We start from the raw sequence: 24,004 nt of genomic DNA on the forward strand, positions 1-24,004 counted from the left end.
GAAATTTGCGCAAAACTATTGACAGTACCCCCGGCTGTTGTTTTCTGATTATATTGTAGCGTGAAAATAAGCAAAGCGCCCCACCCGAATGCATAATTTCGGGTAGGGCGAGGGGAAAATTTTTTTTAGCTTTGCAGCATAAAAACTTTTGAATATAAGTCTGACAGCTCTCTAAAGGCATGCTCTGTAGTTTTATCGGCAGCAAATACAGCCATTCTCTGAACCATTTCCTTATAATACATGCCAACCGCTTCACAAGGAGCATCAAGAGCATATATTGCCGCTTCGTCATCTTTATACACACGGTAAACAGAACGTAGCTCACTTACAGCTAAGGCCAGAGCCAGAAGCTGAATTTCTTTATCATCAATTTTAAAGATATCATTGAGGTATTCCAGCTTGCGTAAAAACCAAGGAACCGTTTTGTCCTCTGTATAAGCAGAAAGCAGCTGCGCTACCCTCAGACCGAAGCGTTCCTTTATGTCCTTTAAGTTCAGCAGCTTATCCGTAACGGCGGGCGCAAGCAGTCCGCTGATTACAAGAGATAGCGAAGCGCCCAAATCTCCGAGCAGGCTTGCTGTTCCCATCGCTTGCAAAATAAACGGCGTTTCCGTATCGAGTATCTTTTTGTCAGCATATACCTCGGCAGCGAAGGAAATCGTTATAACCATTAACAATTAAAAATTTTATAAAGAATGCATAATTAAAATCTTTGCTATCTAAACAAATACAAAATTTTAAATATTCAATGACAAAATATTGGGAACATATATCTCCAAACATTAAAAACACAAACCACGGCTCCCCAAAAAATCTCGACCAGCCTAACACGCAATTGTAACAAGTTGAGCCACAACTGTAAAACAGTCATTTCGCACTCATGTTAAAACACGTCCCATAACGTTGGACCAATTCCAACAAAAGCGACCAACTTTTTACGGTTGATCGCCTTTGGTTTGGGCATTTGCTGTCAATTTGCGTTTTCAATCAATTTTTTGGCATAGCTTCGCTGCGTGCTTCTGGAATTTTCAACATATCCTACGTTCTTCAGCTGTACCGCCATAACGATGATATTCTTTTTATCTGGTGTTTTATAATTACCCACATGAACGGAACCTTCAATATGAGACGAAAAATTCGTGAATTCCTTTCTAAACTTATCTGGAGATACCATGCTGACCTTAGGGAAAATTTCTCGAATCAAGTCAACATAGTTCTTTGTATCATACGAGCTTTTCAGTATCATTTCTATTTTTTTAACAACGGCATTCATTTATCGTGTACCTCCCGTTTTCAGATAGCAGGAAAGAACAATCTGTTTTTCCCCATCTACCTGTGTTTTCTGGCTCTTGCGTTCCTCGAAGTAAGTTGGAGGTACTAATTTCATGACTTCATAGTAAAGCTCCAGAACATCTCCAACAACTTTGCTCTTTTTCATGACATCCTTAGAAACCTTGGCCGGAATCTCACCGTTTTCCCAGAGCATAATAAGTTTGTCAATCATCTGCTCCTGGTCATCGGTAAGGCGTGGCTCCGTTTTCATGGCTTTCAGCAACCGGATAATTTTTGCATCGTTGCCTGCAACCATTACTTTTTCCATGGATACTTCTTCCTCTGCAACAAGCATCTGATCAAAGGCATCACTGTTACTATCAAACTGTTCATAAAATCTGCTTGAAACGCTGACTTTTTCATCATCAGGTTCTGCTTTAATCAAATCAATCGCCTGCATAAAAGACATCTGTTTTGTTTCGACCTCATCACTGAGGAAAAATGTCTTTAATGCGCCCTGCCGGATAAAGGTAACGGTAGAATCTCCTATTACTTTTTCAGAATTCTTACCGGCCTTTGCTTTTTTCGGCAAACGCTTAATCAAAGAAAATAATTTCGGATCATTGTCACGAATCTGACGAATAATAGCCAAATAAGCTAATTCAGGGTTCGTACTTTCTTCTTCACTGTCCAAATCGGATGTCAAATCTGAAAACAACTTCTTTGAAGATACTTCTTCCTCATCAGACAAATACTTAAAATCCTCGCCCAGAGTATCATGGAAAGCCTGTAATTTTTCCAAAATACGTTCTTCCAAAGGCATCTGTTTCTTACTCTGTGCCGTTGGGAAGAAATTAAATACATAGATACGGTCATATTCTGTACCTACACGGTTGATACGACCTACACGCTGCATAATGCGGGTTGGATTCCAGGGAAGATCATAATTCACAAGAACATTCGCACGATGCAGGTTGATACCTTCTGCCAACACATCTGTTGTGATAAGAAGGTCATATTTATTGTTGTTTTTATCTTTGAATTTTGGATTAAAACTATCTTCGATTTCAACTTTCAAAGCAGCACTGCTCTGACCGCTGAAATAGATAATTCTTTCTCCGTAGATTTCTTTCAATTCCTCATACAGATACTGTGCTGTTTCTGTAGATTCGGTAAAAACAATCGCCTTTTTTCCTTTCATCTTGGGATTCGTTGTAAGATTGCTCTTGAATTCATCCAACTTCGGATCTGTTTCAATCAACGACCAAATGAACTGCATGGATTTCAACTGCGCCAGATCTGCCTGCAAATCACGGAAGAACTGAGAAGAAAACTCCTTCGCTTCAAATTCCATAACGTCCTGCTGTTCAATCAAATACATCAGTTTCTGCGTATTTCCATCGTCCAGCAGATCATATACATTCACTTTCTTACTGATATAAATCTTTCCGTTCTTGGACATTTCAATGAATTTCTCATAGGATTCAATAAAACGATCCAAGGTCTTACGAAAAGCATAAAAACTACTCTCCAAGCGTTTTACAAGGATTCCCTTCATAAAGCCGCCCATATTGCGCTGAGCAGCAAGCATCGTTGCATACTTCTTTTTGTCTTTCAGATACAGCAAAGGTGTATAACGAGCATATTTGAAATCCTTGATAATATTGATCGTCTGAGAAAAAGCATCATCCGTTTCCTCATCAAAAGAGTAGATGATTTTCTCCGGGCTTCCAACCTTCGGAAAAGTCAATCCCTGCTTCGCAAGATCATCCGCATAATAATGTTGAATTTCACTTCTGGTACGGCGAATCATAACCTCACGAATCAGTTTGTCACGGATTATCTCAGAATTTTCCCGAAGCTGTTCCATATATGCCGCCGAGCCTTTCGGCTTTTTGGCAAGCTTCGCATTTAAACCACGGAAAAAGCCTTCGATATTTTTGATTCCGTTGATTGTACCGCTTTGCTTTGCCTGAAATAAATAAATCTGATTTTCCACATCGCTGGTATAATTGTTAATGGGAGTTGCCGAAATCAAAATGACTTTCTTACCACGACATATTTGGTGTAATTCAGTAAAAGCCTCTGTACTGCTATTGCGAAAACGATGTGCTTCGTCCACAAACACATAAGAATACTTTTCTGTGCCTTTTGCGATGATTTTATCCAGTTTACCCAACGATTCCACATCACAGCGAGCAACATCGAATTCTTGCAAAACACTTCTCCAGTAGTCCACCAAAACCGGCGGGCAAACAATTAGTTTATAAGTGTTGCGATTAAAACTATTGGCGAGCATAGCGCAGATATAGGTTTTACCAAGGCCGACAACATCCGAAATAAATACGCCATTATACGCATCCAGCTTCTGCCTTGCCTGTGTTACTGCATCCATTTGATACTGTAAGCGCATATACCCTTCCGGAAGTAACGTTTCGAAATTTTCCTTATCTGCGTTGATTTCTTCTTTGAAAAATTCATACAATGTTTTTAGATATAGCTGATACGGAGTAATATCGTTTCTCATCCAAGTGTGCTGTTCTACGGCTTCGATATATGTCTCACAAATATCCGTTCCTTTCACCCACAGCTCCTCAAATTTATCCAATGCAAATTTGACATCTGCGTAATCTTTCAATTCCACATTAAATTCAAGGTTATTTACCAAACCTGCTTCAGAAAAATTGCTGGAACCGGTAATTACGCTTCCAAATGTGTCTGGAACCTTCTCTTGATCCTTGCGCATAATATAAACCTTTGCATGAATTGGTGCTTCGGTATACATACGCATTTCAAGTTTTCCGGATTTCAGCCAATCCATAAAAACACGAACGCCTTTTTCCACCTGCGCAGAGCTTGCTGCTGACTCAAACTCTTTTTCTATTTCGTCTGCAATAATATTTTTGCCCTCAGCAGTCGAAATAGAAGCATATTGGGATTCATCCTTTGCACGGTCGATGATTTTAACCGTATATCTATCAACATTCAAGCCAACTAATATTCTGATTTTTTCTACCTGATCCAAAGCTTCGTACATTTTAAAAAAGCCGCTGGCTCTGAAATAACCAACCAAAACATCAAAGAATTGTGTATTGCTTTTCAAAATGGTCACAAAACGACTATATAAATCTCTTTCCGGCTCATTCGTAAAGAACTTCAAATCTGTATGAACCATGACATTTCCTCCCATATTATCTAAAATAACAATTTACAAAATACCTCTTTGGGTAACTACTTATTTTTATTCTCTTCAATCATACCATAAAAGCAAAACTATTTCATTTTCACTTCATCCCTCTTCCAATCTCTCCACACCATCATAACACGATAATTCATTTTTATTGTCTATATTATACCATTAAAACCCGAAAACTTTCTTGCTTCATGTGTTATTTTTATTAATTCAGTGTACAATTAAAGCATAAATAATTTTTCAGAAAAGGAGAATCCTCACATGAAATGCTTACTCATTAAAAACGCGGATGTCTACGCTCCGCAACCCCTCGGAATTGTCGACATCCTGATCATCAATGACAAAATCGCCAAATAGGCCAACAGCTTGCAGCACCGCAAGGCTTAGACTGCCAAATTCTTGATGCCCAAAAGCGCAAGGTAGTCCCCGGTTACGTTGACCAGCACGTACACATCATCGGCGGCGGCGGCGAATCCGGCCCCTACAGCCGTACACCGGAAATCAACCTCAGCGAGCTGACCAAGGTTGGCATTACTACCGTAGTAGGCGTTTTGGGTACAGACGGCACCTCCCGACACAACGAAAGCCTGCTGGCGAAGGCCAGAGGCCTGACGCACGAAGGCATCACCGCGTACATGCTCACCGGCTCCTACGAAATCCCCCTGCATAACATGACCGGTGATGTGCGCCGCGACATCATCCTGATTAACGAATGCCTTGGCATCGGCGAGGTTGCCTTATCCGACCACAGAAGCTCGCAGCCTACACGCGAAGAGCTGGAAAAGGTGCTTACACAGGCTCGCCTGGGCGGTATGCTTTCCGGCAAGGCCGGCGTTGTGCAGTTCCACATGGGCGTAGGCAAGCGTGGCATAGATGTCCTGCTGGCTATTGTACGCGAAACGGAAATCCCCGCCCGTCATTTTATCCCCACCCACGTCAACCGTGCCTTCCATCTTTTTGAGCAGGCCAAGGAGTTTGCCCGCTTAGGCGGTTATGTAGATATCACCTCCGGCATCAGGGAGCAGGACGGCTTCCCCGCCTGCGTCAAGCCCAGTGACGCCATCAAAATTCTTTACGAAGAAGGCGTGCCGATGGACAAAGTCACCATGAGCTCGGATGCCAACGGCTGCATGAGCGTTACACTTCCCGACGGCAGCCAAAAGCAGCTTGCCGTTTCGCCGGATTCCTTCCAAGAGGAAGTTAAGGATGCTCTGCTTGCAGGTGTTCCCACAGAGGTTGTGGCAAAGGTTGTCAGCAGCAATCCGGCGCAGGCCAACGGTCTGTATCCTCAAAAGGGCTGCCTGCAAGCCGACAGTGATGCCGATCTGATTATTTACAGCGACAGCTATGACGTAGATACCGTAATCGCCAAAGGCCAAATCATGGTGGCAGCAGGCGAAGCGCTTGTCAAAGGCACCTTTGAAAAATAAACATTGTAACGAAAATCCCCTGCACAAGCCTTTGCTTATGTAGGGGATTAATTTTTTTATGATATTTTCGTTATAGCTTGACGCACTCAGGCCGCTGCTTATCTGGCAACAGAAAGCTGCTGCTGCATCAGCGGAATCATTTCCTCGATAGTTTCATATGCCAGCTCATGATTGACATACTGCGGCTGAACGCACTGCAGAATCTGCTTGGCTGCCGTTGTAGTAAAAGGCTTATGCAGGTCAATCGCCGCAATATGACGCCAAATAGCTTCCGCATTCAAATCAGCCGGCACCTTGCGTTCAAAGCTGCGCAAATACTTGCCGGAAAGCGAGCTTGAAAGATGCACGCCCTTAATCAGCTCAGCATAAGGACCGAGCTTGTCCACCGTGCGGCAGACAAAATCCGCTGCCTCCTCCTCCGTGCGCAGACGCGGATTGGTATTCATCAGGTGACCGGTATCCAGCATAATACCGACGTTTTTGCGCTCAATGCGCTCAAAGAAAAACTTCACCTTGCGCGCATCCGTCAGGCGCAGACCTGGCCACCACAAATTTTCAAACAGCACCGTAACGTTGGCAGGAATCTCATCTGCCACAGCATTAAAAACATCTGCCGAAGCAGCCAACACCTCGCGGTCATCGTAACGGAAATCAAAGGTAAAGATTGTTTCGGTATCGGCCTCCGCCACATGCCACACCAGATATTCCGGCTTCTGCGAAATGGCAGCGCAGATATTACGGCGGATTACAGCCAGCCATTCATCACAGCTCATAGCTGTCTTAAAATATGTCTGGCGTTCGTGGATACTGCGAAACTGCTGCTGCAAGCGTTTAGCCTTTCGCAGCCAGAAATCCATCCAATACGGCCAATAATTCAAATGTGCGCCAATCGTCAGCTCCTTGTAATCAGGGAAAGCTCCCGGCTCTCTGTAAATAAACTGTTCAATACCGTCAACACCCAGCTGCTGCACTAAACCGGCTAAGGTCATCCCCTTACGCTTCAATTCATCTTCATACCAATCAATCGGACAATAGTTAATAAGATGCTTCGTCATTTCTCACCCTTCTTTGCTACATACTGCACGCTCTTAGCGTTTGCTCTAACTGTGCTACCGGCAAATAGCTTGGAATTCTTGTTTCATAAAAAAACTGCGGCGGTCACGCTGCAGTCTTAATTTAGCTCACGCAAGCAGCACTACCGGAATACTAAAGATGGTTTTACCATCCTTCCTTTCACCTGTACATCGCAAGCTTGCGGAAAAAACTTTTGGGCATAGGCACTCTGACTAAGCTCATCACCGGGACAGCATCTTGTGAGGATATGCGCTGCCAGGCTCACATTACAGTTGCGGTACAGTACCAGATTCACACTGGTTTTCCTTCTGCTCAAAGCATATTAAGTTTTTATTGTCTTGCTTTCTTTATCTGACGAAAGCTGTGTAATAGTAATATCTACTATTTATAGCACAATTAGTATATCATTAATCAGCTTTTTTGGCAATAGAATTATGAAATTTTTTCCACATCTGTACTGCAGAAATAATAAACTCCCGCAAGCACGATGCTTTCGGGAGTTTGTTGTTGAATATGCGCCATGACGCAGACAAGGCTTTAGCGACAGACTGTAATAGGAACGAGGGCGGGCAGCCCATTACTGCACGCAAACTCATCCGCCTGCACGCGGAACACGTCCGCCAGCAGCTTGGACGTAACAATTTCTTTAGGCTCACCGCTGACTACCAGGCGTCCTGCCTTGATAACGGCAACATAATCAGCGTACTGAATGGCATGGTTCAAATCATGGATAACCATAACCACCGTCAGCCCCAGCTCCTTGTTGAGCTTATCAAGCAGCTGCATAACCTCCAGCTGGTGACAGATATCAAGATAGGTCGTAGGCTCGTCAAGCAGCAGTACCTGCGGTCTTTGCGCCAGCGCCATTGCTATCCAGGCGCGCTGACGCTCGCCGCCGCTCAGCGTATGCAGAAGACGGTGGCTCATCGACGTCATATTGGTCTGCTCCAAGGCCCAGGCAACGTGCTGAGCATCGTCTTTATCACCGCGCCCTAAAAAGCTGCGATGCGGAAATCGTCCCATCTCAACCAAATCCTGCACCGTCAAATCGGTAGGCGCAACCGGTGACTGCGTCAAAATTGCCAGACAGCGGGCAAACTCGCGGTGCGACAGCCTATGGATATCCTTGCCCAGGAAGCTGATGCTGCCTTTAGCGCACGGCAAGATGCGTGCAATCGCCTTCAGCGTTGTACTCTTGCCACAGCCGTTGGGGCCAATGATAGCGGTAATCTTACCCTCGGGAATCGCCAGCGATAAATCATGGATGATTGTTTTTTTGTTAATTGCTATATCAATATGCGTTGCCTCTAAAACAGCTTTAAAGGGCGCTGCATTATTTTGTGTCATCAGATTTCCCTCCTTAACAGGAATAAGAAGAAGGGCGCGCCCAAAAAGGCCATAATAATACCAACAGGCAGTTCAATCGGCGCAAAAATTACACGCGCAAAGGTATCACTGAGCGTAACAATGGCAATGCCCAAAAGTGCGGAAGCAGGCAGCAGAAAGCGGTAGTCGCTGCCTATCAGCAGTCGCGCCGCATGCGGCACCACAAGGCCGACAAAGCCCAGCAGGCCGACAACGCTGACAGCGCTGGCTGCGAGCAAAGCTGCAATAGCCGTAAGGATAATGCGCGTTACCTCAACATTGACACCAAGACCGCGCGCCATCTCATCGCCCAGCTGCAGGATGTTCAGATAAGCGGCACTGGCAAGCGCCAGAATCAGGCCGATAACAGCATATGGCAGAATAATATTTACATGCGGCCAGCTGCGTGCGGCAAGACCGCCTACCATCCACATTAAAGCACCATGCACTCTGTCACTGTAAAAAATCATCAGGCCGCTGATACCTGCACCCAAAAAGGCAGATACCGCAACACCGGCCAAAATAATACGCACCGGCTTAATGCCGTTTTTCCACGCCAGAATATAAATGCAGACAGCAGCCAGCATCGCACCGATGAAGGCAACAGGCGTAATCAGATATTCCATCGCCGGGAACAAAATCATAATCACAACGCCTGCCAGGCCGGCGCCGGAGCTGATGCCGATGATATGCGGGTCTGCCAGCGGATTACGCATAATCGCCTGCAGAATCGCACCGGAAAGTGACAGGTTAATGCCGACCAAGGCACCGACGATGGTACGCGGCATACGGATGTTCCAGATAATCTGACTGCGAGGATCATTACCGGGATTAAGCAGAATATCGGTAATCTCCTTGATGCTGATAATGCTGGAGCCTTTTGTTAAGCTCAAAAAGCTGCCCAATAGTGCCAAGAACAAAAATATCACAAGAATAGTAATACGCCATTTAGTACGGCCGATACCAAAATGCTCCGTCTGCTCTGCAGACTGCTTATTTTCCATTAGTAAAGACCTCCGGATAAACCTGCTGTGCCATAAACTTTACAGCCTCAGGATAGCGCAGGCCGGGGTTAATCAAGAACAGTTTTTCCGGCAGCACATATACTCTGCCTGCTTTTACAGCCGACAGACTGTTCCAGGCGGGGTTATTTTTAAAGTCGGTGCGCAGACGATTTTCAATTTCCTCAGGCTTGCCCATAGAGGTAATAAAGATAATTTCCGGATTCTGCTCTACCAGTGTTTCCATGCTGTAAGGAGTTTTGTTGGATTTTCCCTTGAGCGCTGCAGCAGCAACGTTTTCAAAGCCCAGGATATCGCTTACACAGCCGGCAATGCTGTGCGAGCCTTCTACCGTAACGGCGCTGGCTGTTGCATGCATAATAACGATGCGTTTCTTTTCCTTAGGAAGCTTACCGGTAACGGCGGCAACCTGCTTATCCAACAGCTCATTTTCCTTTTGGGCCTTATCCTGCGTACCATAAATATCGCCCAAGGTTTTGATGGTACCCTTTACATCCTCAAAGGTTTGGGTATCAAACTCCACTACGTTGATTTTATTGGATTGCAGCATCGGAATAAATTTATCATGCTGATTTTTGCTGGCCAGAACCAGATCAGGCTTCAGGCCGACAAGTGCTTCCATATTAATATTGTAGACCATGCCTACCTCCGGCACAGACTTCATAGATTCGGGAATCTTGCCTACCTTAGAGCTGGCGCGACCGACTACAGTACCGCCGACGGCCTCAATCATACTCAAATATGAAGGACTTAGGCTTACCACCCTTTCAGGCTTTTTGGCAAGCGAAACCTGTCTGCCTACAGCATCGGTAAGCTGCAGATAAGCCTTATCACCGCCTGTCTGCGTTCCTACGCCGCCACAACCGGCAGCAAGCAGCATAGCCGCACATAATAGACCACAAGCAATTTTTTTCAAGAACATGTTAATCACCTCATACTCAACTTACATTGCCCAAGCCCCAAGCTTTGGCAATATATATAACTCTCTGATAAAAAAAGCTTAATAATATCGCCCTCATAATAGCACAAATCAGAAGTGTAGTCAATGAAAGTTGCTAAGAAGCGCACATAATAGTATAATTAAATGAATAAGCTTGTTATAACAAAGGAGTAAAAATATTATGGAAATCAATGCAATGATTAACCGCATAAATGCATTAGCCAAAAAGAAGAAAACTTCCGGTCTTACCCCGGAGGAGTTGGCAGAACAAAAGGAGCTGTACAAGGAATATCTGGCCAACATCCGCAGCCAGCTGAAGGCTCAGCTCGATAACATCGAGGTAGTCGACGAGCAGCCGGATAAAAAACAGCTGCACTGATGGCTGCTATCCTGTCGCCATCCATGCTGGCCTACGAGGACGATTTTCTGCTGATTATCGATAAGCCTGCAGGCATGCTGGTACACCCCACCGTCAGCGAGCGTGGCACTACGCTCTACGATTATGTAAAGGCATATTATGAAGCCACCGGCATTAATGCCGTTATACATCCCGTGTCGCGTCTGGACCGCAACACCTCCGGCCTCGTTATTTTTGCCAAGGAGCCTATTGTACAGCACTGGCTTAGTCAGCAGCAGGTTGAAAAGGAATATCTGGCGCTGGCCTGCGGCCGCTTTGAAACCAGCGAAGGTATTATCGAAGCGCCCATCGCCCGCAAGGAAGGCAGTATCATTGAACGCTGCGTTGACTACACGCGCGGCAAATACGCCAAAACAGCCTATGAGGTTTTGGCGTCTTACAGCAATCATACGCTGCTCAAGGTCCGTCTTTTCACCGGACGCACGCACCAGATACGTGTCCACCTTGCTTCTATCGGCCACCCGTTAGTCAATGACAATCTTTACGGCACGCCCGGTCCCCAGGCGCGCCATGCGCTGCATGCCTACCGCCTGGCCTTCAAGCATCCGGTCAGCGATGTGTTTTTAGAAATTACCCGTTCTTTACCAAATGATTTACTGAAACTTCTGTACTAAATAAGCAGACCATGATATAATTAGTGTATACTAATGTAAAGACAGAGTAGCTGTAAGACTACCCTGAATAAGGAGGAATAGACAAATGCCCTTAGTTACATCTACTGAAATGTTCAAAAAAGCTTACGAAGGCCACTATGCTGTTGGTGCCTTCAACGTCAACAACATGGAAATCATCCAAGGTATCGTTGCTGCAGCTCAACAGGAAAAATCCCCGCTGATTCTGCAGGTAAGTGCCGGCGCCCGCAAATACGCCAACCACATCTACCTGATGAAGCTGGTTGAAGCAGCAATCGAAGACACAGGTCTGCCTATCTGCCTGCATCTGGACCATGGCGAAGATTTTGACATCTGCAAAGCTTGCATCGACGGCGGCTTCACCTCCGTTATGATTGATGGCAGCAAGCATCCTTTCGAAGAAAATATCGAAATGACTCGTCGTGTTGTTGAATATGCACACGAAAGAGGCGTTGTAGTTGAGGCAGAGCTTGGCCGACTGGCAGGCGTTGAAGACGCTGTTAAGGTTAACACAAAGGATGCTACCTACACCGATCCCGATCAGGCTGTAGAATTTGTTGAACGCACCGGTTGCGACAGCCTGGCTATCGCTATCGGCACCAGCCACGGCGCTTACAAATTCAAAGGCAAACCGGAACTGGACTTCGCTCGTCTGGAAAAAAACACCAACATGCTGCCCGGTTATCCGCTGGTTCTGCACGGTGCTTCCACCGTTATTCCATCCTTTGTTGAAGAATGCAACAAATACGGCGGCAAGCTGGACGGCGCTCAAGGCGTACCTGAAGACATGCTGCTGCAAGCAGGCAAATTCGGTGTTTGCAAAATCAACATCGATACCGACCTGCGTCTGGCAATGACCGCTTCCATCCGTAAACACCTGGTAGAAAACCCCGGCGACTTCGATCCTCGCCAATACCTGAAACCCGCACGTCAGGCTATCCAAGACATGGTAGCTCACAAAATGCGTGACGTACTCAACAGCAGCAACAGACTGTAAGCTATAACGATTAAAAAACTAAAATGCACCATTCCCGAGTGTTAAGGAATGGTGCATTTTTTATTTATGCAAAGCGTATATCATTTTTTCTTACAAATCCTTCAGGATATCATCCATGTACTTATGCAGCTTTTCCAGCTTCTTGCGTACCATAACAGCCTTATCCGGGTTACGCGCCACAATCTGCTCGATTTTGCTGCGTTGCAGCAGATAATCGTGTTCCATGCCACGCATGTAAGCACGCAGGTCGATAGCAGCAGGCTCAACCTGAACCATTTCGGATTCATGCATCTGCCACTCGGTACCATGGATTTCGGCGCAGTCACCAAAGTGCGGGATGTAGGTTGCCGTTCCCAGATTGCGTCCCAAAGAATCTGCCAGCTCCATAGCTGCATCAAGCTCGCCATGCGTAACGAAAAAGGCCTTAGGCACCTCTTTCATGCTGCTGTACCAGGCTAAAAGCTGTTGCTTATCCGCATGGGCGGAAAAGCCCTTCATATTGTAAATTTTGGCGTTGACTCTGATATCCTCGCCCATAATCTTAATGCGCTTAATACCTTCTATCAGCCTGCGTCCAATAGTGCCCTCCGCCTGATAGCCGGCAAATACTATGCTGCTGTCCTCACGCCACAGATTATGCTTAAGGTGATGCAGAATACGTCCGGCATCTGCCATACCGCTGGCCGAAATAACAATCTTACTGCCCGGAATTTCGTTAATCGCCATGGATTCCTGCACCGTGGCTGTAAAGCGCAAATTATGCATAGACACCAGCCTGCGTCCCTGCATAGCGTAAAGCGCCCGCGCTTCCTCATCGTATTCCTCTGGATTCGTCATAGTAATCTGCGTAGCTCTGTTGGCCATAGGACTATCTACATAAATAGGAATCTCCGGAATTTTGCCTTCCGCCTGCAGCTTTTGGAAATAATACAGCAGTACTTGCGTACGCCCGACAGCAAACGCAGGAATGATAACGTTACCGCCACGCTCGACAGTATCGTTGATAATATTCGCCAGCTCGCCTTCCTTATCGTAAGCTTCGTGGATGCGGTTGCCGTAGGTAGATTCCGTAATAATAAAATCCGCACCGCCTGCTACCGCCGGGTCCTCAATAATCGGCTGATTCGGCTGACCGATATCGCCGGTAAAAATCAAGCGCGTCTTTTTATCGCCTTCAGTAACAGACATTTCTACAAAAGCAGAGCCCAGGATGTGTCCTGCAACGCGGAAGGTTACGGTAACACCGGGAACAATATTAAACGGTTCGCCAAAGCTGCGCAGCTTGAACAAATGCAAAGCGCGAGAAGCGTCATCAACCGTAAACAACGGCTCGACAATCTTTTTGCCGGCACGCATACCCTTGCGGTTGGCGTATTCCGCCTCACCCTCCTGAATGTGCGCACTGTCCGGCAGCAGAATCGAGCACAGCTCCTCCGTCGATTTAGTGCAATAGATGGGGCTGCGGAAGCCTTCCTTGACCAGCTTCGGCAACAGACCGCTGTGGTCAACATGGGCGTGCGTCAGTACAACAGCCTCAATCTCTCCCGGATGAAACAAAAATTCCTTTTCGTTCAGCGCCTTAATCAGCTTGGAGCCCTGGAACATGCCGCAGTCTACCAAAAACTTATGTGCGCCGACCTCCAGCAGATAACAGGAACCTGTAACGGTGCGCGTTGCACCTAAAAAAGTTATTTTCATCGCAAAGCCTCCATTCTGCAAGTAGTATTTTCAGTTATATTTTATAATTCTACAAAACGAAGGAAAAATCCTTTTTATAGGGGGAATTAGTGGGATGAAGAAAAGAAGCAGGCTCTGAGTTTTCGCTCAAAATCTGCTTAATCAATCATTATATTTTAAATACGCTATTCATTCTCACTTCTAGGCATACTACGCTCAAGGTATTTTTTTGATAATCTCTAATTGTTCTTCAACTGTTTTTGGCGAATCATCAAGGACGAATCCCTGAAAATCGTTATTTCTATTGTCACCTACAACTTGTTTTTCTTTTTCCATTACTAAGCGACTCCTCTTCATAAGACCAAATATATATTCACTAAAACATTTGACACACTGTAATATATGGCGTTATAATAGAATTATAATATGTAAACATTTTTTCACTAATAAAGGGATATAAAAATAAAATATTACCCGTCAAAAGCACTACCGCCAAAACACCTTAGTACTAACCTACCAATCTATTGATTACCACAAAACCGAAGCGTGAAAGCTTTTGATCTGATGTTTCAATGCAAATTTTTTAGAAAGGATTTTTATTATGAAAGACGTAAAGAGTACAATCAACGCCAACGGCGTAGAAATTCGCGTGGCAAGTTCAAACGAAGCATATTATATTTCATTGACGGATATAGCCAAAAAGCGCAATCCTGAATTTCCGGCAGATGTTGTTAAAAATTAGTTACGTTCGAGAAGTACAATTGAATTTTTAGGATTATGGGAAAAGATTTATAACCCTGATTTTAAACTGGTCGAATTCGACCAGTTTAAAAATGCAGCTGGCGAAAACAGCTTTGTTCTAACACCACAAAAGTGGATAAGCACTACTAATGCTATCGGTATTACATCTAAATCTGGACGCTACGGCGGTACTTATGCTCATTCCGATATAGCATTCGAATTCGCATCCTGGATTTCTCCGGAATTCAAGTTGTATATAATTAAAGATTATCAACGATTAAAAGCTGATGAAAGCCACGCCAAGTCCCTAGACTGGAATATAAAACGCGAAATAACAAAATCAAATTACCGTATTCATACCGATGCGATAAAAGAGAATTTAATCCCTAATCTTACTCCACAGCAGATAGCTTGTAAATATGCCAGTGAAGCTGATTTGATAAATGTTGCTTTGTTCGGACAAACTGCAAAACAATGGAGAAATCAGCACTCTGAATCTAAAGGTAATATACGTGATGAAGCTAAAATTGAACAGCTTATAGTTCTAGCCAATCTCGAAAGCTTGAACGCAGAATATATCAGGGAAGGAATATCGCCTGCTGAAAGATTATCCAAATTGAATAAAATAGCTATTTATCAGCTTAATTCTTTGTGGAATAACTCCCTCAAGAGTATAGAAAAACTAAAGAGCTTAAAATAAAAATATCAGAACGCTGATGGCAGGAGAATTTTGAGCATAATTCCGAAAGGGGTACAATTTGTACCCCTCTTAAACTACTCACACCTGACGGAAAAAGTAATTCAAATACTGTATTTAGTCGCAAAAACAAAAAGAACCGCATTCTCATGCGGTTCCTAAGTTTTAAATTTGGTCGGGGCGGCGAGATTCGAACTCACGGCCTCTTGTACCCGAAACAAGCGCGCTACCAAACTGCGCCACGCCCCGACATTTGTTGTTGCTGTTCATCAGCAACGAATATGATTATAAAGCATCTTTAAGCTTTTGTCAACACTTTTTTTGAAAACTTTTATCCTTGGGTCACAACGCGGATGCTGGTAACCTCAAAAGCCTCAGCAATAGCCGGTAAAATTTCTCTTTCAATGTTGGTACGGTGCAGTTCGCTTTCAGCAACAAGCATGATACGGGTATCAGCATAGTTGATGTTATGCACCTTGCTTACCAGGCGCTTGAAGGTTTCCTCACCGATAATTTCCTTCAGCTTTTGCAGACGTGCAAACACCTCCGGTTTTTCCTTCTGCATACGTTCTTCCAAGGGAGAGAACGGTACAGTCACAACTCTGGCATCACGGGCCAGGACATAATTTTCCTCGCCTTCGCCAGGTACTACTAAATCGTCACGCATAATTCTTCCTCCATCTCTATATCTAACTAAATGAACCTGCATAACGCAGAATTTATTCCCTTTTATTATATGTCACAAGCACTTTTTCGTCAAGCAGCAGGATTTTTAGCATTTAACGAGAATACTATAAAAAATACTTTTAACGAGGGGTGTTCATATATGTCTATGAAAGAAGATTTTAAAAAATTTGCTATGCGAGGTAATGTTATGGATATGGCCGTCGGCGTTATCATCGGCGGTGCTTTCGGCAAAATCGTCAGCTCGCTGGTAAATGATGTCGTTATGCCTCCATTAGGTATGGCGCTTGGCAAGATGGATTTTTCCAATCTGTTTATCAGCCTCAACGGCAAGGAATATGCTACACTGGAAGCAGCAAAAAAGGCCGGAGCTCCTGTACTTGCCTATGGCAGCTTCATTAATTCCGTACTGGATTTTCTGATTCTCGCTTTTGTCATCTTTATGATGATTCGTCAGATCAACAAGCTCACTCCGGAACCGGAGCCTGCACCGGAGCCACGTCTGTGCCCTTACTGCAAATCCGAGATTGCCGATGACGCAACCCGTTGCCCGCACTGCACATCTCATTTGGAATAACAGTTTACACTTTCGGCTGATATTCGGGATTTTTTCCTGCATATCAGCCATTTTCACTTTTATAAAGTCTTTTTCATTTGCTAAAAACGAGCTTATATTGTATAATGTAGATTATATATATCGCCTAGGCTGTTTTTCACAGCTTAAATTTTAAGGAGGTTATCTGATGTCTGTTTATGACGTGCTTATGGAACGTGGCTTTATTAAGCAAATGTCCCATGAAGACGAGATTAAAGAATTGTTAGAGAAGGAAAAAATTACCTTTTATATCGGCTTTGACCCCACCGCGGACAGTCTGCATGTAGGCCATTTCATCGCCCTGATGATGATGAGCCATATGCAACGCGCAGGCCATCGTCCTATCGTACTTTTGGGCGGCGGCACCGGCATGGTAGGCGACCCGAGCGGCAAGGACGAAATGCGTAAAATGCTCACTCCGGAATTCATCGCTCACAACATTGCCTGCTTCAAAAAGCAAATGAGCCGTTTCATTGATTTCGGTGAAGACAAGGCTATTATTGTCAACAATGCTGACTGGCTGTTAGACTTGAACTATGTTCAGCTGCTGCGCGAGGTTGGCGTACACTTTACCGTTAACCGTATGCTGGCTGCGGAATGCTTCAAAAAGCGTTGGGAAAAAGGCCTGACCTTCTTTGAATTCAACTATATGATTATGCAGGGCTACGACTTCTGGAAGCTGCACCATGACCATAACTGCATTATGGAGCTGGGTGGCGACGACCAATGGTCCAACATGCTTGCCGGCGTAGAATTAATCCGCCGCAAGGATCAAAAGCCTGCATACTGCATGACCTGCAAGCTCCTGACCACCAGCGATGGCCGCAAAATGGGCAAAACCGAAAAGGGTGCTCTGTGGCTTGACCCGGAAAAAACTTCTCCGTATGATTTCTATCAATACTGGCGTAATGTTGCCGACAGCGACGTAGAAAACTGCCTGTCCCTGCTGACATTCCTGCCGATGGATGAAGTTCGTCGTCTGAGCGCACTGAAGGATGCAGCTATTAACGAAGCTAAAAAAGTTCTGGCCTATGAGGTTACCAAGCTTGTTCATGGCGAAGAAGCAGCGCGTCAGGCGCAGGAAGCTACCGAAGCACTCTTCGGCGGCAATGCCAAAGACATGAGCAACGTACCGGCAATCGAAATTACCTCGGAAGATATGACTGCCAAGATTATCGATGTACTGACTGCCGCTAAAGTTTTCAGCAGCAAACGCGAAGCTCGTCAGTTAATCGCCCAAGGCGGCCTGACTGTAGCAGACACTGTCCTGCAGGATGCAGAAGCATGCCTGAGTGCAGACATGTTTGATGCAGATAAGAGCCTGTTAATCCGTAAGGGTAAAAAGAAATATTTCCGTCTGCTGGTAAAATAAGCCTTTTAAAGCCATCTATGCTCCTGACGGACTAGGTGGCTTTTTCTATGATTTCAAAATACAGACTACTCTTTTAATTAAGGTAGTAAAAAAGGAGCACTTAATGCAAAACGATAAGATAAACCTTTCATTAATCATTCCCATCGGCCTGATGTTATTTTCCTTTTTCTTCGGTGCCGGCAACTTAATTTTCCCGCCTGTTTTAGGACAGATGGCAGGTGAAAACATTTCCTGGGGCATGCTCGGCTTCTGCCTGAGCGGCGTTGGCTTCCCGCTTTTGGGCGTACTTGCTATGGCTATGAAGCAAAGCGATAACCCGGACTCCATTGCTATGCCTATGCATCCCCTGTATGCCCGCGCCGTTACCATTCTCTGTGCGTTGGCTATCGGCCCGCTGTTCGCTATTCCGCGTACCGCTGCCGTTTCCTTTGACACCGGTATTCACAGCCTGCTGCCTGCTTCCTGCGAAGCTATCGGCCTGCCGGTATACACCGTGTTCTTTTTCATCCTGACCTATTTCTTTTCCATTAATCCGTCAAAGATCATCGGTCATATCGGTAAATTTTTGTCCCCCATGCTTTTGATTTGTCTGGCAGTTCTCGTGGTCTGCGTTTTCGTAAATCCTACCGGCAGCCTGAAAATGCCTAATCCGGACTTCGCTGCATCTCCGTTCTTCCGTGGCTTCCAGGAAGGCTATAATACCATGGACCTTCTGGCAGCAATTCTGTTCGGTTCTATTACTATCAAGGCTATTGAAGCTCAAGGCATTACCGATAAAAAGGTTCTGACCAAGCTCTGCTCTTATGCCGGCCTGATTGCAGCCTTCTTCCTTGCTATCATCTATGCAGCACTGGCTTACACCGGCGCACTGAGCATCAATGTTTTCGGTGTTATCCCCAATGGTGCAACTCTGCTCAGCAAAATCTGTACCTATTACATGGGCTTCGGCGGTCAGGTTGTCTTGGCTTTGATTATTTTCTTTGCCTGCCTCACCACCAGCATCGGCCTGACAACCGCTATCTCCGGTTATTTTGCCGAACTTAGCAATAACCGTATGCAATACGAGCGACTGGTATTCTTCGTCTCTGCTTTCAGCCTGGTAGTAGCTAACTTCGGTCTGGAAAACATCATCAAGTTCTCCATTCCTGTTATCTGCATGCTCTATCCAATTATTATCGCTCTGGTAATTCTCAACATCGGTCGTGCAATTATCCATGATGATCAGCTGACCTTCCGCATCTGCCTGATACTGACAACTATTTTCGCTGTTTTCGACGGTCTGCGCGTTGCCAACATCCGCTTCATGGCATTGGATAACTTTCTGGCGCAGAACCTGCCACTGTTTGACATCGGCTTCGGCTGGGTTGTTCCCTGCTTCGGCGGTATTGCTGTAGGCCTGCTGCTGAAGGCTGTAAGAAAAGCTAACTAATAAATTTATTCATAATCAATTAGAGAGTAAGGTGTAATTTATGTCTAACGAACAACAATGCAGCAATGCATCTTCCTGCGGACGCAGCAGCTGTGAAGGCTGTCCCTCCGCAGCAGCTGCTGAAAAAACACAGGCAACTGATTTCCGTGCGCAGCTCAATCCGATGAGCAGCGTCAAAAAGGTTATCGCCGTAGTCAGCGGCAAGGGCGGTGTAGGCAAGTCCATCATCACCGGTCTTTTAGCAAGCAGTATGCAGCGCCGCGGTAAGCGCTGTGCTGTTTTAGATGCTGATATCACCGGTCCGTCCATGGGACATAACCTGGGCGTAAACGGCAAGGCCAAAGCCAACGAAATCGGTATTCTGCCTCTGACTGCTCCCTGCGGTCTGGAGGTGCTTTCTGCCAATATGTTTTTGAAGAATGATTCTGACCCTGTTGTTTGGCGTGGGCCTCTGCTCGCCGGTATGGTAAAGCAATTTTGGAGCGATGCCATCTGGACAAATATAGACTTTATGTTTGTTGATATGCCGCCGGGAACCGGTGACGTACCGCTGACCGTCTTCCAATCCCTGCCTGTTGACGGCATTATCATCGTAACTTCTCCGCAGGAGCTTGTTTCCATGATTGTTGCCAAGGCAGTAAAAATGGCACGCATGATGAACATTCCGATTCTCGGTCTGATTGAAAACTACGCTTACTTCCATTGCCCCGATAACGGCAAGGATTACGAAATTTTCGGCCCCAGCCATCTGGCAGAAACTGCCGATGCCTACGGTCTGAAGGTGCTCGCCCGCCTGCCGATTAACCCGTCCCTGGCAGCGGCCTGCGATGCAGGCAAGCTGGCGGACTGCCATGTAGCAGAGCTGGACGATTGCTGTGATTTTTTAGCTGATAATTTTCAGTAAGCATTTTTAAAGGGAGGCTTTTGTCATGTCTATAGAAAAGGTTCGTACATACTTGAAACAATTTAATGCAGATAATCGTATCATAGAGTTTGCAACCTCCAGCGCTACCGTAGAGCTGGCAGCACAAGCAGCAGGCTGTGAGCCTGCGCGCATTGCCAAAACCCTTTCCTTTAAGCTGCATGATGACAGCGTTATCCTCATCGTCACAGCAGGCGATGCTAAGGTAGATAACGCCAAGTACAAGCATTTCTTCTGCTGCAAGGCCAAGATGCTGACTGCTGACGAAGTAGAGCCTGATATCGGCCACGCTATCGGCGGCGTCTGCCCCTTCGGCATCAATGACGGCGTTAAGGTTTATCTTGACGTTTCCCTCAAACGCTTTGTAACCTTCTTCCCTGCCTGCGGCAGCCACAACAGCGCTATTGAGCTTACTCCGGACGAGCTGGAGCAGTACAGCGCCAACTGTCAGGGCTGGGTAGATTTGTGCAAAGGCTGGCAGGAATAAGCATCGATAACAACATCAAATTCAATTTTTAATACGCAGCAGATTCAGCGTCTGCTGTGTTTTTTTACGCATAAAAAGACCTCCCGTAAGCAGCTTTTACTGCTGACTGCAGGAGGTCATTTTTCATATGCTTGTAAATTTTTCACAAGCTATTTTTTCATTTTGCAAATCATCTGCGTCATAGTACCCATCGGGCAGAAGGTACACCAGGTTCTTGGCTTGAACAGCGCCATTACAACTAAGCCAAGCAGCATAGAAGTGAGCATTACGCTGTAAAAGCCAAAGGCATATTGCGCAACCCATGCCGAAGAGCTGCCTGCGGTATAGGCCCACGCCCAAGGAAGCTTAAACATCCAGAGCAGTGTCACTACCTCGCGCAAAGACTGCGCCTGCGCAGCTACAAGATAAGTCTGCCACAGCATATTGCCGAACATGGCCATAAAGAAGCATAAAAAGCCGAAGCGGAACCATTTGGCGACCAAAAACTCCTGCGTAGCGCGGTTACGCGACCACTTCCACTCGCCGCCCAGCTTTGCCAAAAGCAGTCCGCGTCCGCAGTAACGGTTGCAGAACAGCTTGTTGCCGCCAAACAGTGCCAACAAAACAGGCACCATAAAATCAATCATTCCCAGCCAGGCAAAAAGGATATTGAAAAAGCCCAGGACAAAATAAATTATCGGCCATAGCCAAAGATAATCATACCAATGCTGTACTTTCTTAGCCATCTGTTGCCACCCTGATGCTGCCTGCAGGACAGGTTTTGGCACAGATACCGCAGCCAACGCAGCGCTCCCTGTCCACTCTTGCAAAGCACCCCTTGTATATACTGATTGCCTGACGCTGGCACACCTGCGTGCAGGCACCGCAGGAAACGCATCTGTCCTCGTTTACCGATGCAAATCTTTTCATAATGCCACACGTCCTTTAACGCAAATACTTCAAAGCACTCTGAGCCGCAATAGCACCGTCATTAGTCGCCGTTACAACCTGACGCAGCACCTTGTCGCACACGTCACCGGCGCCATACACACCGGGAACAGCAGTCGACATATCGCTTTTCACAACAAGATAGCCCTTGTCATTAGTGATGCCCAAATCACGGCAGAAATCTGTTACAGGGTCCGCGCCGATATAGGGGAAGACGCCTTTTGCGAGCATCGTTTCCGATGCTCCCGTCTGTTTATTAAGCACCTTGAGTCCCGCAACGCGATTATTTTCGATAATAACCTCCTGCGGTACACGCCATGTCAGCACTTCAATCTTCGGATTAGCGGTCACCTTATCCTGCGTAATCTGCTCAGCGCTAATAACATCACGACGCGCCAGAATCGTAACCTTCGACGCAAATTCCGCAAGATACAGTGATTCCTCAAAAGCAGCATTGCCTGCGCCCACAATAATTACATGCTTATTGCGGTAGAACGCCGCATCGCAGACAGCACAGAAGCTGATGCCGCGGCCGATCATCTCCTGCTCGCCCGGAATGTTCAGCAAGCGCTCCACAGTACCGGTAGCGATAATCACAGCAGGTGCCGTAAACTCCGCACCGCTCGCACAGCGCACACGGCGCTCCGCTCCTTCAATCTCCAGAGCAGCAACCTTCTCATAAAGATAGGTTGTGCCTAAGGCCATCGCCTGCTCGTAAATATCGTAGGCCAGCTGTGAGCCGTTAACATTCTTGATGCCGGGCCAGTTTTCAATCTCAAAGGTTTTTATCAGCTTGCCTCCGGGAGCAAAGGATTCCAGCACCAAAGTTTTCAAACCTGCGCGGCGCGCATAAACAGCTGCCGTCAGGCCGGCAGCACCGCCGCCGATAATAATCAGATCATAGCTTCTATCGGGAGCCTGCTCCACCGGCGGTTCGTTGCCCAACAGCTTTTCCAGTCTTGCCTGCAGGCGTTCCTTCGGCAGAAAGCCTGCGTAACGCGAAGCAACCTCGCCGTTCTTGATAAAGAACAGACCGGGAATAATGGTTATATCCATTTCCTCCGTCAGCTCCGGCTCCCTATCTATATCAATCTTCACGATATCTATGCGCTCGCCCATCTCTTTAGCAATATCCTCCAGCACGTAACTGAGCATCTTGCAGGGACCGCACCAGGTCGCATAAAAATCTGCCAGGAAGGTTTTCTTTTCGGCCAGCATCTGCTTGAACTCTGCAGCCGTCGGGTTTACAATAATCGCCATTTACATCAGGCCTCCTTTGTAATAATGTATTCGTAGTTTATCTTATATCAGTGATGACCGCCGCAGCCATGCTCGCCACAGGTGTGACCTTCGCCGTGCTCACCGTGGTGATTGCATTTAACAGCGGGGTTGTAGTCCAAATTGCCTGCCAGCAAAGCCTCTACCGCTGCATCCGCGCTGCCGCTTACGCCGCCGTACAGCTTAATGCCTGCAGCAGCCAAAGCCATCTGTGCACCGCCGCCGATACCGCCGCAAATCAGAACGTCTGCCTTCAGCGCGGTCAATACGCCTGCCAAAGCACCATGACCTTGGCCGTTGGTATTCACAACCTCGGACGCAACAACTTTGCCGTCCTGCACATCATAAACCTTAAACTCCTCAGTATGTCCGAAATGTTGAAAAATCTCGCCGTTTTCATAGGTTACTGCAATTCTCATAATATCTTCTCCCTTTTCCTTGTATTTTTCATATAATTTTTGCTTAAAGCAATCAACACAGCCGCAGCCTGTACTGCTGCCGTTACAGAGCTGGAAATCTCCGCCTTCGATACGCAGCGACCGTCCTTCCACAACAAAATCCGCCAACTTCTTGCGCGCCGTTTCGTAAATGCGCTGCACTGTCGTCCGCGCAATCTGCATAAAGGCCGCGCACTGCTCCTGACTCATACCGCGCCTGTCAATCAGGCGTATCGCTTCGTATTCGTCAACGGTAAGAAGAATAGGCTCCTGCTCTGCATTATTGTTTTGCGGTAAAAACTCCAGCGTTTGCGGGTAATGGCAAACCTTTCTGCATTTTACTTTCCTAGGCATCTGATTTCCTCCTCTCTAAGTCCATTATATAAGCGAAACGGGCATATGTCAATTATATTTT

General features: G+C 46.2%; 22 protein-coding genes, 1 tRNA gene and 1 pseudogene. 10 read left to right on the forward strand and 14 right to left on the reverse strand.

Annotated features, from left to right (window positions below; translation table 11 throughout):
- Positions 1-125 precede the first annotated feature (125 nt).
- From HMPREF9443_RS00360 to HMPREF9443_RS00370, 3 genes are all read right to left on the reverse strand, one after another.
- Positions 126-671: an HD domain-containing protein gene (locus tag HMPREF9443_RS00360; RefSeq protein ID WP_009144473.1), complete on the reverse strand. Its 546-nt coding sequence runs from the start codon at positions 669-671 to the stop codon at positions 126-128.
- Between the two features lie 299 nt (positions 672-970).
- Complete coding sequence (locus HMPREF9443_RS00365) at positions 971-1,273, reverse strand: hypothetical protein (protein WP_009144474.1); 303 nt, start codon at positions 1,271-1,273, stop codon at positions 971-973.
- A complete protein-coding gene (locus HMPREF9443_RS00370; protein ID WP_050787072.1) occupies positions 1,274-4,447 on the reverse strand; it encodes a helicase-related protein in 3,174 nt (1,057 codons plus the stop codon).
- Between the two features lie 413 nt (positions 4,448-4,860).
- Here HMPREF9443_RS00370 and iadA point away from each other — a divergent pair, with 413 nt between their 5' ends.
- A complete protein-coding gene (gene iadA / locus HMPREF9443_RS00375) occupies positions 4,861-5,895 on the forward strand; it encodes a beta-aspartyl-peptidase (protein WP_230197122.1) in 1,035 nt (344 codons plus the stop codon).
- A 98-nt stretch (positions 5,896-5,993) separates the two neighbouring features.
- Here iadA and HMPREF9443_RS00380 read toward each other — a convergent pair whose 3' ends face one another.
- The 4 genes from HMPREF9443_RS00380 to HMPREF9443_RS00395 all read right to left on the reverse strand — a co-directional run bounded on the left by HMPREF9443_RS00380 (position 5,994) and on the right by HMPREF9443_RS00395 (position 10,278).
- Entirely contained in the window at positions 5,994-6,950 is a 957-nt protein-coding gene (locus HMPREF9443_RS00380; protein WP_009144478.1) for a TIM barrel protein, read from the reverse strand.
- 556 nt (positions 6,951-7,506) lie between these two features.
- Positions 7,507-8,316: an ABC transporter ATP-binding protein gene (locus tag HMPREF9443_RS00385; RefSeq protein WP_009144480.1), complete on the reverse strand. Its 810-nt coding sequence runs from the start codon at positions 8,314-8,316 to the stop codon at positions 7,507-7,509.
- On the reverse strand, positions 8,316-9,338 hold the full coding sequence (locus tag HMPREF9443_RS00390) for a FecCD family ABC transporter permease (RefSeq protein WP_009144481.1): 1,023 nt from the start codon (positions 9,336-9,338) through the stop codon (positions 8,316-8,318). The genes HMPREF9443_RS00385 and HMPREF9443_RS00390 overlap by 1 nt, the downstream gene beginning before the upstream one ends.
- Positions 9,328-10,278 (reverse strand): ABC transporter substrate-binding protein, encoded by a 951-nt coding sequence (locus HMPREF9443_RS00395; RefSeq protein ID WP_009144482.1) that lies wholly within the window; start codon positions 10,276-10,278, stop codon positions 9,328-9,330. Before HMPREF9443_RS00395 ends, HMPREF9443_RS00390 begins: the two co-directional genes overlap by 11 nt.
- 199 nt (positions 10,279-10,477) lie before the next feature.
- Here HMPREF9443_RS00395 and HMPREF9443_RS00400 point away from each other — a divergent pair, with 199 nt between their 5' ends.
- The 3 genes from HMPREF9443_RS00400 to fba all read left to right on the forward strand — a co-directional run bounded on the left by HMPREF9443_RS00400 (position 10,478) and on the right by fba (position 12,343).
- Positions 10,478-10,675 (forward strand): DUF896 domain-containing protein, encoded by a 198-nt coding sequence (locus HMPREF9443_RS00400; protein WP_009144483.1) that lies wholly within the window; start codon positions 10,478-10,480, stop codon positions 10,673-10,675.
- Positions 10,675-11,328 carry an RluA family pseudouridine synthase gene (locus HMPREF9443_RS00405; protein ID WP_009144484.1) on the forward strand — a complete coding sequence of 218 codons (654 nt, stop codon included), beginning with the start codon at positions 10,675-10,677 and terminating at the stop codon, positions 11,326-11,328. Before HMPREF9443_RS00400 ends, HMPREF9443_RS00405 begins: the two co-directional genes overlap by 1 nt.
- Before the next feature lie 85 nt (positions 11,329-11,413).
- Positions 11,414-12,343, forward strand: a complete 930-nt coding sequence (gene fba, locus HMPREF9443_RS00410) for a class II fructose-1,6-bisphosphate aldolase (protein ID WP_040564486.1) — start codon at positions 11,414-11,416, stop codon at positions 12,341-12,343.
- 90 nt (positions 12,344-12,433) lie between these two features.
- Here the strand turns inward: fba and HMPREF9443_RS00415 are convergent, their stop codons facing one another.
- A complete protein-coding gene (locus HMPREF9443_RS00415) occupies positions 12,434-14,041 on the reverse strand; it encodes an MBL fold metallo-hydrolase RNA specificity domain-containing protein (protein ID WP_009144486.1) in 1,608 nt (535 codons plus the stop codon).
- Positions 14,042-14,621: 580 nt separating this feature from the next.
- On the opposite strand from HMPREF9443_RS00415, the pseudogene HMPREF9443_RS10925 reads away from it, so the two are divergent.
- Positions 14,622-15,461: pseudogene (locus HMPREF9443_RS10925) on the forward strand (KilA-N domain-containing protein).
- Positions 15,462-15,630: 169 nt separating this feature from the next.
- Here HMPREF9443_RS10925 and HMPREF9443_RS00425 read toward each other — a convergent pair.
- A tRNA-Pro gene (locus HMPREF9443_RS00425) sits at positions 15,631-15,707 on the reverse strand.
- Between the two features lie 82 nt (positions 15,708-15,789).
- Positions 15,790-16,125 carry a hypothetical protein gene (locus tag HMPREF9443_RS00430; protein WP_040564488.1) on the reverse strand — a complete coding sequence of 112 codons (336 nt, stop codon included), beginning with the start codon at positions 16,123-16,125 and terminating at the stop codon, positions 15,790-15,792.
- A 165-nt stretch (positions 16,126-16,290) separates the two neighbouring features.
- Here HMPREF9443_RS00430 and mscL point away from each other — a divergent pair, with 165 nt between their 5' ends.
- The 5 genes from mscL to HMPREF9443_RS00455 all read left to right on the forward strand — a co-directional run bounded on the left by mscL (position 16,291) and on the right by HMPREF9443_RS00455 (position 20,947).
- Positions 16,291-16,719 (forward strand): large conductance mechanosensitive channel protein MscL, encoded by a 429-nt coding sequence (gene mscL, locus HMPREF9443_RS00435; RefSeq protein WP_040564500.1) that lies wholly within the window; start codon positions 16,291-16,293, stop codon positions 16,717-16,719.
- Positions 16,720-16,885: 166 nt separating this feature from the next.
- A complete protein-coding gene (gene tyrS, locus HMPREF9443_RS00440) occupies positions 16,886-18,109 on the forward strand; it encodes a tyrosine--tRNA ligase (RefSeq protein ID WP_009144492.1) in 1,224 nt (407 codons plus the stop codon).
- A 103-nt stretch (positions 18,110-18,212) separates the two neighbouring features.
- Entirely contained in the window at positions 18,213-19,538 is a 1,326-nt protein-coding gene (gene brnQ, locus HMPREF9443_RS00445) for a branched-chain amino acid transport system II carrier protein (RefSeq protein WP_009144493.1), read from the forward strand.
- Between the two features lie 40 nt (positions 19,539-19,578).
- A complete protein-coding gene (locus HMPREF9443_RS00450) occupies positions 19,579-20,442 on the forward strand; it encodes an Mrp/NBP35 family ATP-binding protein (protein ID WP_050787075.1) in 864 nt (287 codons plus the stop codon).
- 25 nt (positions 20,443-20,467) lie between these two features.
- Entirely contained in the window at positions 20,468-20,947 is a 480-nt protein-coding gene (locus HMPREF9443_RS00455; RefSeq protein ID WP_009144495.1) for a YbaK/EbsC family protein, read from the forward strand.
- A 149-nt stretch (positions 20,948-21,096) separates the two neighbouring features.
- Here HMPREF9443_RS00455 and HMPREF9443_RS00460 read toward each other — a convergent pair whose 3' ends face one another.
- From HMPREF9443_RS00460 to HMPREF9443_RS00475, 4 genes are read right to left on the reverse strand one after another with little or no spacing between them, the layout of a single operon-like run.
- A complete protein-coding gene (locus HMPREF9443_RS00460; RefSeq protein WP_009144496.1) occupies positions 21,097-21,672 on the reverse strand; it encodes a 4Fe-4S binding protein in 576 nt (191 codons plus the stop codon).
- On the reverse strand, positions 21,665-21,856 hold the full coding sequence (locus tag HMPREF9443_RS00465) for a 4Fe-4S binding protein (protein ID WP_009144497.1): 192 nt from the start codon (positions 21,854-21,856) through the stop codon (positions 21,665-21,667). Before HMPREF9443_RS00465 ends, HMPREF9443_RS00460 begins: the two co-directional genes overlap by 8 nt.
- Before the next feature lie 15 nt (positions 21,857-21,871).
- Positions 21,872-23,134 carry an FAD-dependent oxidoreductase gene (locus tag HMPREF9443_RS00470; protein WP_009144498.1) on the reverse strand — a complete coding sequence of 421 codons (1,263 nt, stop codon included), beginning with the start codon at positions 23,132-23,134 and terminating at the stop codon, positions 21,872-21,874.
- 47 nt (positions 23,135-23,181) lie between these two features.
- Positions 23,182-23,943: a DUF134 domain-containing protein gene (locus HMPREF9443_RS00475; RefSeq protein ID WP_009144499.1), complete on the reverse strand. Its 762-nt coding sequence runs from the start codon at positions 23,941-23,943 to the stop codon at positions 23,182-23,184.
- Between the last annotated feature and the right edge of the window lie 61 nt (positions 23,944-24,004).

The organism is Phascolarctobacterium succinatutens YIT 12067 (assembly GCF_000188175.1).
GTDB lineage: Bacteria > Bacillota > Negativicutes > Acidaminococcales > Acidaminococcaceae > Phascolarctobacterium_A > Phascolarctobacterium_A succinatutens.